Raw genomic sequence first — 14,616 nt, 5'->3', positions numbered from 1 at the left:
GTTCCTTGTGTTTTGACCTGAAATCGGGTTGATCTGCAGGGGTGTCAGGCCTTTTTGTTTGAAATTAGTTGCAATAGCATTCTATTTCACATATGATGAAATTAGTTGCAATAACACCCTATTTTAAGGAGGAGTAAAATGAACGATCATTGGAGCCCAGATAACAAGGACACAACGGAATCACACGGTCAATACATCTCAGCTATCTACCGACACATGCAGATATTGATCTCATCTGAATTGCAGTCTTATCGAATCGGAAGTGGGCAGTATATTTTCCTGATGTCAATTGCTTTTCATCAGCCAATCACGCAGAAAGCACTTAGCGAAAGGCTGCTCATTGATAAGACAACAACTGCCAAAGCAATCGCCAAACTGGAGGCAGAAGGGTATGTTCGGAGGGAAGCAGATCCCACGGATAACCGATATCAGCTGCTCTTTTTGACAGAATCAGGACGTGAGGTGGTGCCTAAGGTGCAAGAAGCTTTAAGCCGCGTCAAGCGGAAAACCCGGAAGGGCATTACGGATGAGCAGTACGACTTGCTAAATGACCTTTTGAAGACAGTCCTCAGCAACCTTAGTGAGCAAGAAAACAATAATGAAGGAGGTTTTAGTTAATGATAGTGAACCCTTTTATCGTAGTTGATAATTGCAAAGACGAAATCAAGTATTATCAAGGCATTTTTGGCGGTGAGATTACGATTTTGCGCAAGCAAGGTGATGAGGTGCTTAACGCGGACCTTCATGTTGGGACAGCAACGCTTAAGTTTGCCGATACTGAGGCAGCGAAGCCGGCGATGAAAGGTGATTTCGTGAGAGTTTTCCTGAAAATCGAATCTGAGGAAAAGTTCCGTGCTATTTATGGAGCATTCTCGTCTGAGGGGACGATCAATACGGAAGCTTATGAGGCTCCATTTAACGGCCTGCTAGCCATCGTTACGGACCGGAATGGCGTGTGCTGGGTGCTGTCCTTTTATCGAGCATAAAGCAGGATATTGGCAATGGCTGGAGAAGAGTTTAGGGGAGTAGGAAAGTAAAAAATAACCATTTTACACTTAGATAAGACAGGTAATACAAATTCAAAAGATAAAAGGTGATAATGATGGAACCAATCATTTTTAATCAAAGAAAAAAGGTTACCTTGTTTGGATTTTCTAAAACTCATGATCAGAACAAAGCTTATGGTGATACGATTTTCGAATTGTTAGATAAAGTTTGGAAAGAAGTAAGTGAAAAGGGACTCTCACATAAAGGAACCAACCATGTTGTTTATGAAGATGGTGACAACATTTTTGCTGGAATTGAGCTGCTACTACCTCCTAATGAAGATACTTTATTGGAAGAGAAGGATGTTATTTTAGAAAAATACGCTTATGGTAAGCATGTTGGCCCTTACAGTGAACTAGAGAGAACTTATGAAAGCATTCGTTCAATCGTAAAGTCTTCAGGTGAACATCATGAGCTCCCGTTATTGGAAGTATATGGACACTGGAATGAGGATGAATCCAAACTAGAAACGGAGATTTTCTATAATCTTAAGGCATAGGAAGGGAGGAAGGACGCGAACGTGACGGATACGAAAAATAATTCCCATCCAATGGATGATCAGGACAACAAGGTTGTTCAACAATTCAAGCAAGCGGTTGATAATAATGACCCACAAGCTGTAGGAAACTTGCTGCAAAGCCATCCATTCCTTGTTAAACGGATTAACGAACCCTGTTTTGCTTTTGATACACCAGCTATTGTCATTGCTGCATATAGAGGTAAGCGCGAGATGGTTGATGTGCTGCTGCAGTATGGGGCGGACATCAATGCCAAGAGTAAATGGTGGGCAGGCGGGTTTGGTGTACTGCATCATGATCATCATCAATTATCCCAATATCTGATTGAACGAGGAGCTCATGTTGATCCACACGCTGCTGCAGCCTTGGGAATGATAGATGCCCTGCAAAAGATGGTGGAGGAGAATCCAGCTGTTGTGAATCAGCGCGGTCCTGATGGGCAGGTTCCACTGCATTACGCTGTTTCGCCTGAGGTCATCGATTTCCTGCTGAATCACGGTGCTGACATTAACATGCGGGATATTGACCATTACAGCACACCTGCTCAATATGCAGTAAATAATCCGGACAAATGTAGACATTTGATTCATCGAGGTGCCCGTACGGATATCTTTATGGCCATCAAACTAGGGGACATTGAAATTGTTCGCAATCTTCTTCATGAGGATTCAAATGCCCTGCAAGTTCAAATGGGAAAAGGAGACTTTACCTCTGGTGAATCGACTGGAGGACACATTTATGAGTACAGCATCGGCGTAGCGGCAAGGCCACTTTTTCTTGCGGCACACTTGGGACATGAAGCCATTATAGACGTGATGTTGCCTTACAGTTCAGTTGAACAGAAACTTCTGCTTGCATGCATGCGTGCAGATACAAAAACAGTCCATAACCTAATAAGGGAGTACCAGGATATTATCCACTCTCTGGATTTGGAAGATCAGAGTATCATCACAGATGCTGCATGGGATCATCGGGCAGAGGCTGTTCGACTCATGTTGGATGTTGGTTTTCAACCAGATGCACGCCGTAATAACCATTCGATGACAGCTCTACATCGTGCTGCGATACGAGGGGACCGTGAGATTGTCCAATTGCTGCTTGGACACGGCGCATCCACCGATATTGTCAACGAGTATGGAGGTACTCCACTCAATAGCTGTATCTGGGGATCGGCTAATTACCAAGATCCTCAAGGAGATTATGCCGCGGTCGCTGAGTGTCTCATTGCAGCAGGAGTCAGATTGCCGGAGCAAGCTTTGGGCAGTGAGGTTGTGAAGTCTGTTCTTGTCAGGTATGGAGTGCCGGAATGAGAATAACTGGGAAAAATCCCTTTATTTCATGGGAATCCTCGCTACTTTGGCCGAATAACTGGAAAAAATCCATTTAATTCTCTCCTTCGACACTGTTTCCAAGCTCAATCGTTCGCATTAATTGGAGAAATTCCATCTATTCATGCCTGTAAAGTGTTTTTGGGCGATTTAGCGGTAGTATTTCCCGCTATTCTGAAATGGGGGCTCGGCCCCAAATGTTCAAAAAGAGGCTATCCCTCTGTCATTAAATGACTCCCGGGATAGCCTCTTGATTTAGGAATAAACTACTCGATGCTGCGAATATACCTTCTATGTGATTGGAGGAGTGCTGTCAGTGCCCTAATCGGAATACGGGAACGTTCGGTAAAAATAATTCTTTACCGAACGTTCCCAATGTGATATAACTATATTCATGGAAGGAGGGGATGTGAAATGCCGCGGGTCAAGGAATTTGACGTAGATGAAGTGTTGTTGAAAGCTGTGAGGTTGTTCTGGGAACAAGGTTATGAGAAAACCTCTATCAATGCTCTAGTCGAGCATTTGGGTATTCATCGCAGAAGCTTGTACGATACGTTCGGTGACAAGCATCAATTGTTTCTACAAGCCATCGAACGTTACAACGAGTACTTGAGCGGGCAATTTCACTCAGGCATCACCCGCGCCGATAGTACTAGGCAAGCCGTGCGATTTCTGTTTGACTTCATGATCGAAGGATATGACGACAAGCCTCCGGGCTGCCTGCTTGTCAATATGGCTGTGGAGGTTGCTCCATGGGATCAAGAAGTGGATATGAAGACCTTAGAAAGTTTCGATAAGGTAGAGAAGCTTCTCGTCGAACTGATCCAACGGGGCCAGGAAAGTGGAGAGTTCGTAACAAATCGTGATGCAAGTGAGCTCGCGGAAAACATGCATAACACCATGCTGGGCTTGCGAGTACTCGCACGAACCTCGGCTAACAAAGAGAAGCTGCACCGCATAGCTGATTCCGCTATATCACTGCTTGATGTGTAATTGGATCAGCGTTTTTTTACCAATATTAGAATGATCATTCTCAATAATCTAATCATCAAAGGAGACATTAAACATGAGTAAAGTATGGTTTATTACAGGAACTTCAACAGGATTCGGACGTCATTTTGTAGAGCAACTTCTTCAAGCTGGGGACAAAGTAGTCGCTACAGCACGTAAACTCGAAGCCATTCAGGATTTTAAAGCACTCGCTCCGGATCGTGTGCATCTTGTAGCTTTAGACGTTACCAAATCAGACCAAATTCAAGCCGCGGTTCAAGAAGCCGTTGATGTATTCGGTAGAATTGATATTGTCGTAAATAATGCAGGATACGGACTGTTCGGCATGCTTGAGGAATATACGAATGAACAAATTCGGAAACAGTTCGATGTCAATGTATTTGGCGTATTGGATGTCATTCGCGCAACACTTCCTGTATTCAAGCGTCAGGGATCAGGTCATTATATTAATTTCTCATCATTCTTTGGAGTTGTGTCTTTCCCGCCGTTCAGTCTTTATGCGGCTTCCAAATTTGCTCTTGAAGGCTTCTCGGAAGCTTTCGCACAGGAATTCGCAAGCTTTGGGATCAAGACGACAATTGTGGAACCGGCGGTTTTTGCAACCGAGTTTCTCGGACATTCCTTGGAGCAGACGGAGAAAAAGCCGGAATACATTCCATATTACGAAGCTTATGAAAAAGGATTATCAAACATCAAGATTGGCGAGCCAGCCAAAGCGGTACAATATATTATCTCTGTAATCAAAAGCGAAAATGCGCCGCTGCGCCTTCCAGTTGGTTCCCAATCAGCCTATTCGATTCGTGATGCTTATACCAAACGGATGGAAGAACTCAATACATGGTACGATCGTTCAGTTGAAGCTGACTCGAATTAATATATAGCTAATAAGAAAGAAGGCAGCACGCTAATTAAAGCGTACTGCCTTTTGGCGTTTAAGAGTCGTCAGTTTTCAACTTTTCTCTCTCGACCCTTACGCTAAGTGTAGGATTTAAAATGGGAATATCTACGAGGAGATGACGTCCAAGGAGGAGAAGGAGGAACTACAGTCCGCTATATGGGAGAAAAGCTGCATATTTCACAGGCTGGGGGAACTACAGTCGGCTATTTTGTCGAAATTAACACAAAAACATACCCTAGTGGCAATATAAGACCCTGTAGTTCCGATCAGAGTGGAAACATTTTGTTTTTCTCGAAATAGCGGACTCCAGTTCCTATAGACCGTCAGGTGAAATCCATCCTGACGGTTTTCCTATTTCCTCTTGAACCCATTGGATTATTATGGTGTAATATATACAAACACATGTTCGATTATATGTTATAGCGGGTGATTAGATGAAACTTGAACGATTAATATCGATTACTTATGCGCTTCTAAATAATGATGTGATTTCTGCTTCTGAGCTTGCTAATAAATATCAGGTCTCTCAACGAACCATTTACCGTGATATAGAGACTATTTGTGCAGCAGGAATCCCAGTTGTATCCCATCAAGGCGTCAATGGAGGATATGGCATCATTAAAGAGTATAAAATGGAGAAAAGTTTATTAAACGCCAACGATATTGAGTCTTTGATCACGCTTCTTCACAGCACGGCGACAGTGTTCAAAGATGAACGAGCGACGGAGACTATACATAGGCTTCAAACTATTCAAAGAGATAAAATGCCGAGCCTGACCATAGATTTAGGCAGCTGGCGAGCCAATAATGCCATTCTACATAACCTTCGAGCTGCCATTAAGGATAGTCAGGTCATTCGTTTTGAATATTTGAATGCTAAGAATGAGAGGGCTAATCGGATCGTCGAGCCAGTCAGCCTGCTGTTTAAGTATTATACGTGGTATTTACATGGGTATTGTAGAGCTCGTAAGGATTACCGTGTATTTAAACTTACAAGAATGATAGATCTGGTTACCCTGACTGAAACATATCAGCGTATTCACCCAGTAATTCTACAAGATTTCTCGATGAACTATCAGAAACAAGAAATCGTGGGAGCTGTTCTTCGTATCTCAGGGAGATCATCGGCGCATGCTTTGGATTGTTTTTATGCAGAAGACAACTATTTTAATGAAGATGGCACGCTAACGGTAACCATTATTAATCCTATAGAAGTTGACTGGTTAATTGAAACGATATTAAGTTTTGGTGAAGATGTGGAGGTACTTGAACCACTCACATTAAGGCAATTACTCCAAAATAAAATTGAAAAAATGTTAAATCGCTATCTATAAATATGACAGACTGCTGTCATACTTGCTTGATTATAATGAGCATAAAGCAAAGGGAGGTCATCATACATAAAGAAATTGGAGGTGCAAATCGTGCATCATTATCCGCATTTTTTTGAAGAAAAGATGAAAGAACATAGACAGGAGCTCAAAGAGATTGAAAATAATGCTTGGCAGTGGACGCGATCTAACGTGAAACCATCAATATTCACCATGCTATCAGGACTTTTGGCACTAATTGGGCTGAAATGAGGAACTGCACCTCCCTGAATTATTTGGAGGTGTTTTCTTTTTTTGTATAGGAGAAATATATTTTATTTATTTTTGCTCTTGTATAATTCGACAGACTGTTGTAATTTAGAACGGACTATAAAGAAAGAAAACTATGAGAGTAGTTTTCAGGAGAGGGAAGTGAAGAAACAAATGAAGCAATACAATACTAAGGCTATTATGGCGTCGCTGCTTATCTGCGGCTTTGTTGGCATGTTCAGTGAGACGGCACTCAACATAGCAATTAGTAACTTAATGGATGTGTTCCAGATTTCAGCGGCTACTGCACAGTGGTTAACAACAGGATTCTTGCTGACTCTCGGGATTCTGATGCCGATGACTGGTCTACTGCTGCAATGGTTGACTACAAGGCAAATGTTCGTCGTATCGCTTGCAAGCTCAATCGTTGGAACATTGATTGCTGCGTTAGCTGTCAATTTCGAGATGCTGATGGTTGCTCGCGTTCTTCAGGCAGCCGGTATGGGTTTATTGATTCCGCTCATGTTTAATACTATTCTAGTCGTATATCCTCCAGAGAAGCGCGGTGCAGCGATGGGCTTCGTTGGTCTAGTCATCATGTTCGCACCAGCAACCGGCCCAACTGTGGCGGGTCTTCTAATTGAATATTTAACATGGCACTACATTTTCTGGTTGTCTCTTCCATTTTTGATCATTGGTCTATTCATTGGTTTGAAAAACTTAGACAACGTCACCGAGGTCACAAGACCGCGTATTGATCTAATTTCCATTATTTTATCAACGATAGGCTTCGGCGGTGTCGTATTTGGCTTCAGTAAAGCAGGCGAAGGGGACGGTGGCTGGACGAGTACAATCGTTCTCTCATCGATCATAATCGGCCTGGTCGCTCTTGTGTTGTTCGCACTTCGCCAGATCTCTATGCGCGCACCGATGATGAACTTGCGTGTCTTCAAGTACCCAATGTTTATTGTCGGATTGCTTCTAGTGTTATCCTGTATGATGATTATCTTGTCAACTATGATTATTCTGCCGATGTATCTACAGAACGGGATGAAGTTATCCGCGTTTACGACAGGGCTCATGCTGCTGCCTGGTAGTGCGTTGAACGGTATCTTGTCGCCACGTATGGGACGCTTATTCGATAAGTATGGGCCTAAATGGCTTGTAGTCCCAGGTCTTGCCATCGTGGCTGTGATGTTATGGTTTTTCTCCAGCATTACAGTTGCCTCTTCTGTGGCCTTCATCGTAGTTCTGCATATCGGACTTATGGTTGGTATCTCCATGGTATGGATGCCGTCGCAGACGAATGGACTTAACCAACTTCCGCCAGAGCTTTATCCGCATGGTACGGCTGTCATGAATACGTTGCAACAGGTTGCAGGCGCTATCGGTACAGCCATCGCAATCAGTATTCTAACAAGTGGCATAGAAAAGTATCTCGTCAGCTCCTCGAAGCCGAGTGAACCCGTTGAGGCTGCTAAGGCCATGATGTTCGGTTCCCAGCACGTATTTTTGTTCGCAATGATTGTGACACTTATCGGCTTAGCAGTGGCATTCTTCATTCGCCGCGTTATCGTTAAGCATGCAACGATGAATGCGGTGCATTAAGATTAATAAGGAGCTCGCTGAGGCGGGCTTCTTTTTTTTGTTGACAAAAAAAGCCGCCGCGTCCAATGGGGGAGAGTCTACGTTTTACAATATAGGATTAATTATATGTCGTAAGACATTTATCTAAATTGGTTGAGATGAAGTTGGTTAAGTTCTTATCATCCTATTTGAAGCCCCTTGTAAATCCTTCCGTCGATATACGCTAAGTATTAAGCCAATAGCTGCAAACTGAAAAATAACATGCGTGCCGTTATAGCTGACAAAGGGAAGCGAGAAAGCACTGATAGGTGCCAAGCCGATAGACATTAGTATTGGCCAAATAAACTGGATGACAAATAACGTGAGAAAGGTTGAATGCAGGGCTTTACCATAAGTTTCTTGGATTTTGCCGCTGATTTGTATGGAGTGGAAGATAAACATGATAACCATCAAGAAAACTAGAATACCGGCAATCCAGCCGAAGCAATGAATTAAATAGGCAAACATCATGTTGGACTGAAGCTCAGGTAAAGTCGTTAGGGGAGAAGCGTAGCCATGTCCCCACCAGCTAGCAGATGAGATAGCTTCTTTGGACTGAGTAAGGACATAATTAACCCCTTGTGTATCTTCATGAGGTCTTAGAAAGGCTACAAAACGATGAAGCTTATCATTCATATGACTCGATGAGGTTAACAAATAGATGAGCATGGAACCGATTAATATACTCACATGTGTAACTAGAATGTGTGGACTTTTCTTTAGTGTAAGAAGCAATGAAGCAGAACCTACAATAAACAAGATCAAATCCTTAAGGGAGTGGGCTTTCAACAAGCAGATACAGGGTATTAAAAGAATACCGAAGTTCAAGAACGACGATCTTGTTACTCTCTTCATCCAAGACGAAGTTGTTTGGATGGCAGGTCTAGCCGTCCATATTCCTGCTATTGACAAGAGCAACAAATACGGTGTGATGGATACAATATGCACCATTTCTGTTCCTAAGTACAAATAACCATTCATTCGGTATCCTGGCCCTGTGGAGAAAATCAATAGGATCAACGTTCCAATATACAGCACCCAGGAATAGGGAGCTAATGTCTCATAATTAAATAAACGGATTCTAAGCATAAGGAGTACGCCAATAAAAACATAGATGACTTGTTTCATTCCGATTGTAGAGGAGCCTATCCGCTCAGCAATTGAAGTCTGAGCGGCAAAAACGGCGACAAGTCCCAAAAGGATGAAGCAGGCCACAAGCGCAAGCAGCTTCCAATCTGTCCTAGGGCGATGCACTCTTTGAAACTGAGCGCCGATAAGGTCGGGTGCTCCCATCTGGCTAATCGCTTCTTGTATAGCGGTATTTAGGTCAATGCCTCGGTCTAATTTCTCCTCGATGATATCCTGCAAATGACTCTCAAGTTCCATTTTCACTTCGTGATGAACTTCCTTGGCTCGAATGTGCGAGCAGACTTGCTTTAAGAATTCTTTAATATCTTCCTGATATCGAATCTGCGTCATATACGGCCGCCCTCCTCTATAACACGGTCAACCGTACTACGAAACAACGTCCATTCCTTTGTTTTAAGGCTAAGTTCATCTTGGCCGCTTTTCGTAATTCGATAATATTTGCGTTTACGGCCATCCTTTTCATGCCAATAGGCTTCCACCAGTTGATCTGATTCAAGGGTATGAAGAATGGGGTATAGTGTCCCTTCCTTTAAAGTGAACACACCGTCCGTATGCGTTTCCATCTCTTTAGTCATCTCATACCCATACATATCCTTACGGTTCAGAAGCGTTAGAATCAGAATGACCGTACTGCCTTTCATAAGTTCTTTGCTAATTTTCATAAAAAATCCTCCTTTCCATGCGAATCCATTAATACCTCGTATATCTATGTATAAGTATAATGACCAACTCTCATTCTGGCAAATAAAGTAAAGTGAAAAAGGAAAAAAGCACGTATCCATGAAAATTGCCCTCCAGTTAAACAGGTTATTTGTACGTTTTAAGGGGGAATCGTACCTTATGGTCAAATCATTTTTCCCTTACAATCAGTCATGTAAGCGCTTAACAAAATCTAGATTTTATTAATGGGGGTAAACATAGTGAGTAACTGGACGAAATTGAGCAGCATCACACTCGCATCAATCATGGCAGTTTCGCTTACCGCGTGTGGAACGGAAACGAAGAATGAGACAGGCGCAAAAGCAACGCCAGCACCGTCAGCAGCACCAGCTGCAGTAGCTACATCTGCGCCGGCAGCGACAGCTGCTGCAGCACCAGCGGATGCCGTAATTAAGCTTAGCATCTATACAAATCATTTTGATGATGACACATCGAAGCCTTACGATTACGCGGTTGCGGAGCTTAAGAAAGAAATGCCAAACATTGAAGTTACTCTGGTCCCTGGGCTGCAAGATAATGGGCAGAAAATTAAAACGCAAATGGCAACAGGAGACTTGCCTGACATTATCGACACGAACTGGGATATCATGCAGATCGGCAGTAAGTCGAACAATATTTTAACGTTAGATACTGCCCCAGAAACGGCGCAATTCAAGAAAGATTTGAACAAAGGCAATGAAGCGAAATTGATTGCACCAGACGGCCACGTGTATGGCTATCCGTATGCTGGAACTGAATTTATCATTTTGTATTATAATAAAAAGCTTTTTGCTGAAGCTGGCGTGCAGGCGCCGATCAAAACGATCGATCAATTGAAGGACGCCGCAAAAAAATTCAATGCGAAGGGAATCACTCCGCTCGCCATCTTCTCGAAAGAAAAATGGATTGGAAATGCCTTATTACAAGGCTTCATGACACGTGAGGAATCGAAAGGCTATGGTGCTCTCAACGGCGCGGCAGAGACACCTGAAGCTCTGAAGCTGGCTGCTAAGCAAGTAGAGGAGCTGCAAAAGGCAGGTTTATTCGCTAAAAATGCAACTCAGACGAATTACGATCAAGCTTCTTCACTCTTTTACCAAGGCAAGGCTGCCATGTTCGTGAATGGCCAATGGGAAATTCCGAGTTCGCAGAAGAATCTGGGTGACAATGTAGATTTCATGAACTTCCCTGCGAAAGATGAAGCTACTTATGAAAAAGCAAAGTTCGCCATGAATGGAGCAGGTGGCCCAGGAGGTTTCGCCGTTTCTGCAAAAACGAAAAACAAAGAAGCCGCAACGAAAGTAGCAGCGTTCATGGCACGTAAATATGCAGAGTACAAGTACACGCAAGTAGGGACGCCGATTGTCTCCGTCAAGGTCGATAAGCCAGTTACAGCGCAAGTTCCTGCGATGCTAACTCGACTTGGAAAAGAAGTGATCCCGAATATTACTAGCTTCGCGACCGTGCAAAATGATACGAATGTGAACCTGAGCATTGATGACAATTCGCAGAACTTGGTAGTTGCAGGGTTTACCGCAGAGCAATTCGTAACGAATCTCAATAAGTCGCTGAAGAAATAGATCCTTTCAGTACCTAATGGCTCACATCGACCTGTAAGTCGGTGTGAGTCTTTTCAAAGAAAGGGAGCATAGAGATGAAACAATATTTAGGAAACAAATGGGCTATTTTAATTTTTCTAACTCCGGCAATTGTTCTATATAGTGTGATTGTGTTTTATCCCATTCTTCAGACCTTTTATCGCAGCTTCTTTGAATGGGATGGGCTGAGCGAAGCGACTTTTATAGGCGTCAGAAATTATATCGAGCTTAGTCAAGATTATTTATTGACGACTTCACTCCGGAATGGGCTTTTATTCGCGCTCGTTCTCGTTATTTTCCAAATCGGTCTAGGCACTTTGCTGGCGCTTATTTGCTCGGATCCAACGGTTAAAGGACGAAAAGTACTGAAAACCGCTTATTTCATTCCCGTTGTGCTGTCTGTCACGGTTGTGTGCCAGCTTTGGCTCTCCATGTATGACCCGGTTAACGGAATCATCAATAAATTGTTTGAAGCACTTGGGATGACGTATCGTCAAGACTGGCTGAACTCGCCGAGCGTCTCGATTATTGCGATTGCTTTCGTCAATGCATGGCAGTATATGGGGTTTCAGTTTGCCTTGCTTTATGCCGGCGCAAAATCCGTACCCGAACATTACACAGAGGCAGCTCGAATCGACGGTGCGGGTAAATGGAGGGCACATTGGCACATCACGCTTCCATTGATGAAAGAGACGTTCAAGTTTTGCTTTATTATTGCCATTACGGCTGGAATAGGTGCTTATGTTCAAATGGCAATTATGACGAATGGCGGACCAGGCACGACAAACTACACGATCACATTTATGATTATTCGAAACGCTTTTTCGGGTAATCAATACGGATATGCGTGTGCCATTTCGGTTTTGTTGATTGTGATTAGCCTAGTCGCCACCATCATCATCAACAAAGTGTTTGATAGCAGAGAAACCGGTTTGGAACAGGGGTAAAGGAGAGTCATCGTATGAACAAAATCGTCAGTGTCGTCCTGCAGTCTTTTTTATGGATTTATTTCGTTATTTCCGTTTATCCGTTAATTTGGATGGTTTTCTATTCATTGAAAAACAATGATGAAATCTTCGTTACCAATCCTTTCGGAATACCGTCTCACTTCAGATATGAGAACTATGTGAATGCATGGAATAAATTCAGTGTTCCTACTTATATCACCAACAGTATAGTTGTTTCTACTGTTACGACGATCGGCGTCGTCCTTTTCGCCGTCATGTTTGCCTATGCCATTGCCAGGCTCCGGTGGAAATTTCGTGAAACGGTACGGATTTACATGATTATCGGGATGTTTATTCCGATTCAAGTCATTATTATTCCCTTGGCGATTATCGTGAAAGATTTTCACTTGACGAATACTTACGGCGCTCTCTTAATCCCTTATGTGGCGTTCGGGCTGCCCTTTGCATCGATGGTATTCTACGGCTTCCTGCGTGGCATTCCACAAGAACTGGAGGAGTCGGCTTGTATGGACGGCGCCTCGATTTATCTCACATTCTTCCGTATTATGCTGCCAATCTTAACTCCAGCAGTTGCCACCATTGTTATTCTGCAGTTTATGGGAACGTGGAATGAGTTCTTTTTGGCATCAATATTGATAACCAAAGAGTCATTAATGACATTGCCAATTGGACTCATATATTTTCAAGGTCTTCACGCGACAGACTGGGGTGGGATGGGAGCTGTCATGACGATCGCGAGCTTGCCAATGGTCGTGTTATATCTCATCTTCACGGAACAAGTGGAAAGCGCATTGACGGTCAGTTCCGCTGTGAAGGGATGAATGAACAGATATACTTGGGCTGCCGAGCTATGCTCGGTGGCTTTTTCGTTAAGAGCTAATATGGTATTATTCGGTAAAGACGATGAAGAAGGAGGGTCTGCCTTTATGACCACATACATTTATTTTGTTCGTCACGGTATTGCACCATTTTCACTTGAGCTTGAACGAGCAGGAGGGGCAAGTCTCTCTGAACAAGGAAAAGCAGATGCCCTAAGAGTGGCAGAGTTATTAGGTGGCGAAAGCATAGATGTAATAGTTTCTAGTTCGTATCATCGAGCCAAAGAAACCGTTGCTCCATTGGCAGAGCAGCTGCAGAAAGAGGTCATTCCATACGATGAACTCATTGAAAGGCCCATTGCAACCTTAAGTTATCCAATTTCTGAAGAAGAACTATTACTTGGGATTGAGAAATCATTCACGGACATTGATTTTTGCATGCCTGAGGGGGAGACAACAAGACAAGCTCAAGATCGAGCGATACCCATTATTTTAAAACTGCTTTCTGACTTTGAGGGTAAGAAAATCGTTATAGGGACTCATGGAAATATAATGACGATCATATTAAAATATTTTGATTCTAATTACGGCTACGAATTCTGGAAGCAAACAAGCAAACCAGATATATATAAACTTGAATTTAAGGAAAAGGAACTAAAAAATGTTGCGAGGTTATGGGAATAGAGGTGGAGAGATGCAAAATTCAGTTAAGCTGGTAAAACCGTCAACTGAATATAAGGATGAATATATGTCGTTTTATGAGGATTGGAAAGACAGTGGTGAAGATATTGTTCCATGGGTTGTTGAGAAGGAGCCTTATGATTTCACAGGCATGGTGAACTTCTTATACTCGCAGGATTCAGAAGATAAGATAATGGACGGAAGTTTTGTGCCTCACTCTACGTATTGGTTACTAGATGAGGTTTCAGGAAAGATTGTTGGGGCTGCAAATCTCAGGCATAGACTCAACGAAAAACTGCTCAATTCCGGCGGGCATATCGGCTATGGCATACGACCTACTGAAAGGCGCAAAGGGTATGCCTCTCAACTTCTGGCCTTAACCTTAGGACGGATGAAAGAAATGGGTCTGAATAAGGTACTTCTTGTTTGTGATAAGGGGAATGAGGCATCTGAGAGAACCATTCTGAAAAACGGTGGCCGATTTGAATCGGAATACGCGGAGGAAAATGGCAATATGGTTAGACGTTTTTGGATCCAGTTATGAAAAACTTAAAGGCAGCCTTCCTGTTGAAGTGACCCCTTAAAGTTAGACAAATGTTTTATGCAACCTGTTGGGCATGAGCTCGGTACTGTACCGGGCTCATGCCTTTTAGTTTTGATTTGATACGTTTGTGATTGTAATAATCTATGTATCG

General features: G+C 43.0%; 17 protein-coding genes. 14 read left to right on the top strand and 3 right to left on the bottom strand.

Annotated elements, in window-relative coordinates; genetic code table 11:
• Nucleotides 1–138: 138 nt before the first annotated feature.
• From GQF01_RS32120 to GQF01_RS32080, 9 genes are all read left to right on the top strand, one after another.
• Nucleotides 139–618 (top strand): MarR family winged helix-turn-helix transcriptional regulator, encoded by a 480-nt coding sequence (locus GQF01_RS32120; RefSeq protein ID WP_161411174.1) that lies wholly within the window; start codon nt 139–141, stop codon nt 616–618.
• On the top strand, nt 618–986 hold the full coding sequence (locus GQF01_RS32115; protein ID WP_161411173.1) for a VOC family protein: 369 nt from the start codon (nt 618–620) through the stop codon (nt 984–986). Before GQF01_RS32120 ends, GQF01_RS32115 begins: the two co-directional genes overlap by 1 nt.
• 116 nt (nt 987–1,102) lie before the next feature.
• Nucleotides 1,103–1,546: a GyrI-like domain-containing protein gene (locus GQF01_RS32110; protein ID WP_161411172.1), complete on the top strand. Its 444-nt coding sequence runs from the start codon at nt 1,103–1,105 to the stop codon at nt 1,544–1,546.
• A 21-nt stretch (nt 1,547–1,567) separates the two neighbouring features.
• Entirely contained in the window at nt 1,568–2,875 is a 1,308-nt protein-coding gene (locus tag GQF01_RS32105; protein ID WP_161411171.1) for an ankyrin repeat domain-containing protein, read from the top strand.
• A 432-nt stretch (nt 2,876–3,307) separates the two neighbouring features.
• Nucleotides 3,308–3,886 carry a TetR/AcrR family transcriptional regulator gene (locus GQF01_RS32100; protein ID WP_161411170.1) on the top strand — a complete coding sequence of 193 codons (579 nt, stop codon included), beginning with the start codon at nt 3,308–3,310 and terminating at the stop codon, nt 3,884–3,886.
• 73 nt (nt 3,887–3,959) lie between these two features.
• The gene (locus GQF01_RS32095; protein WP_161411169.1) at nt 3,960–4,778 is read left to right on the top strand and encodes an SDR family NAD(P)-dependent oxidoreductase; all 819 of its coding nucleotides are present in this window, start codon (nt 3,960–3,962) and stop codon (nt 4,776–4,778) included.
• A gap of 458 nt (nt 4,779–5,236) precedes the next feature.
• Entirely contained in the window at nt 5,237–6,136 is a 900-nt protein-coding gene (locus GQF01_RS32090) for a helix-turn-helix transcriptional regulator (RefSeq protein ID WP_161411168.1), read from the top strand.
• Between the two features lie 90 nt (nt 6,137–6,226).
• Nucleotides 6,227–6,385, top strand: a complete 159-nt coding sequence (locus GQF01_RS32085; protein ID WP_161411167.1) for a hypothetical protein — start codon at nt 6,227–6,229, stop codon at nt 6,383–6,385.
• 171 nt (nt 6,386–6,556) lie between these two features.
• Entirely contained in the window at nt 6,557–7,990 is a 1,434-nt protein-coding gene (locus GQF01_RS32080; protein ID WP_161412076.1) for a DHA2 family efflux MFS transporter permease subunit, read from the top strand.
• Between the two features lie 147 nt (nt 7,991–8,137).
• Here the strand turns inward: GQF01_RS32080 and GQF01_RS32075 are convergent, their stop codons facing one another.
• Nucleotides 8,138–9,487: an FtsW/RodA/SpoVE family cell cycle protein gene (locus GQF01_RS32075; RefSeq protein WP_161411166.1), complete on the bottom strand. Its 1,350-nt coding sequence runs from the start codon at nt 9,485–9,487 to the stop codon at nt 8,138–8,140.
• Nucleotides 9,484–9,819 carry a PadR family transcriptional regulator gene (locus GQF01_RS32070; protein ID WP_161411165.1) on the bottom strand — a complete coding sequence of 112 codons (336 nt, stop codon included), beginning with the start codon at nt 9,817–9,819 and terminating at the stop codon, nt 9,484–9,486. The genes GQF01_RS32075 and GQF01_RS32070 overlap by 4 nt, the downstream gene beginning before the upstream one ends.
• A gap of 258 nt (nt 9,820–10,077) precedes the next feature.
• On the opposite strand from GQF01_RS32070, the gene GQF01_RS32065 reads away from it, so the two are divergent.
• The 5 genes from GQF01_RS32065 (at nt 10,078) to GQF01_RS32045 (ending at nt 14,465) form a co-directional block, all read left to right on the top strand.
• Nucleotides 10,078–11,436, top strand: coding sequence for an ABC transporter substrate-binding protein (locus GQF01_RS32065; protein ID WP_328803576.1), 1,359 nt, complete (start codon nt 10,078–10,080; stop codon nt 11,434–11,436).
• Nucleotides 11,437–11,510: 74 nt separating this feature from the next.
• Nucleotides 11,511–12,401, top strand: a complete 891-nt coding sequence (locus GQF01_RS32060; RefSeq protein ID WP_161411164.1) for a carbohydrate ABC transporter permease — start codon at nt 11,511–11,513, stop codon at nt 12,399–12,401.
• A 14-nt stretch (nt 12,402–12,415) separates the two neighbouring features.
• A complete protein-coding gene (locus tag GQF01_RS32055; protein WP_161411163.1) occupies nt 12,416–13,243 on the top strand; it encodes a carbohydrate ABC transporter permease in 828 nt (275 codons plus the stop codon).
• A 105-nt stretch (nt 13,244–13,348) separates the two neighbouring features.
• Entirely contained in the window at nt 13,349–13,924 is a 576-nt protein-coding gene (locus GQF01_RS32050) for a histidine phosphatase family protein (RefSeq protein ID WP_161412074.1), read from the top strand.
• 10 nt (nt 13,925–13,934) lie between these two features.
• The gene (locus tag GQF01_RS32045) at nt 13,935–14,465 is read left to right on the top strand and encodes a GNAT family N-acetyltransferase (protein WP_161412073.1); all 531 of its coding nucleotides are present in this window, start codon (nt 13,935–13,937) and stop codon (nt 14,463–14,465) included.
• A gap of 55 nt (nt 14,466–14,520) precedes the next feature.
• On the opposite strand, the gene GQF01_RS32040 is transcribed toward GQF01_RS32045, so the two are convergent.
• Nucleotides 14,521–14,616, bottom strand: a 96-nt coding sequence (locus GQF01_RS32040; protein ID WP_161405452.1) for an IS3 family transposase, incomplete at its 5' end; no start/stop codon positions are given.

It is taken from the genome of Paenibacillus silvestris, from assembly GCF_009882985.1.
GTDB classification, from domain to species: domain Bacteria; phylum Bacillota; class Bacilli; order Paenibacillales; family NBRC-103111; genus Paenibacillus_E; species Paenibacillus_E silvestris.
The sequence above is the reverse complement of the archived record's forward strand: the minus strand, read 5'-3'. Positions and strand labels throughout refer to the sequence as shown.

What these genes read in the sequence shown, in the direction of transcription:
- GQF01_RS32120 (WP_161411174.1), top strand. Translation starts at nt 139, where the DNA reads ATGAACGATCATTGGAGCCCAGATAACAAGGACACAACGGAATCACAC.
- GQF01_RS32115 (WP_161411173.1), top strand. Translation starts at nt 618, where the DNA reads ATGATAGTGAACCCTTTTATCGTAGTTGATAATTGCAAAGACGAAATC.
- GQF01_RS32110 (WP_161411172.1), top strand. Translation starts at nt 1,103, where the DNA reads ATGGAACCAATCATTTTTAATCAAAGAAAAAAGGTTACCTTGTTTGGA.
- GQF01_RS32100 (WP_161411170.1), top strand. Translation starts at nt 3,308, where the DNA reads ATGCCGCGGGTCAAGGAATTTGACGTAGATGAAGTGTTGTTGAAAGCT.
- GQF01_RS32095 (WP_161411169.1), top strand. Translation starts at nt 3,960, where the DNA reads ATGAGTAAAGTATGGTTTATTACAGGAACTTCAACAGGATTCGGACGT.
- GQF01_RS32090 (WP_161411168.1), top strand. Translation starts at nt 5,237, where the DNA reads ATGAAACTTGAACGATTAATATCGATTACTTATGCGCTTCTAAATAAT.
- GQF01_RS32080 (WP_161412076.1), top strand. Translation starts at nt 6,557, where the DNA reads ATGAAGCAATACAATACTAAGGCTATTATGGCGTCGCTGCTTATCTGC.
- GQF01_RS32075 (WP_161411166.1), bottom strand. Translation starts at nt 9,487, where the DNA reads ATGACGCAGATTCGATATCAGGAAGATATTAAAGAATTCTTAAAGCAA.
- GQF01_RS32070 (WP_161411165.1), bottom strand. Translation starts at nt 9,819, where the DNA reads ATGAAAATTAGCAAAGAACTTATGAAAGGCAGTACGGTCATTCTGATT.
- GQF01_RS32060 (WP_161411164.1), top strand. Translation starts at nt 11,511, where the DNA reads ATGAAACAATATTTAGGAAACAAATGGGCTATTTTAATTTTTCTAACT.
- GQF01_RS32055 (WP_161411163.1), top strand. Translation starts at nt 12,416, where the DNA reads ATGAACAAAATCGTCAGTGTCGTCCTGCAGTCTTTTTTATGGATTTAT.
- GQF01_RS32050 (WP_161412074.1), top strand. Translation starts at nt 13,349, where the DNA reads ATGACCACATACATTTATTTTGTTCGTCACGGTATTGCACCATTTTCA.
- GQF01_RS32045 (WP_161412073.1), top strand. Translation starts at nt 13,935, where the DNA reads ATGCAAAATTCAGTTAAGCTGGTAAAACCGTCAACTGAATATAAGGAT.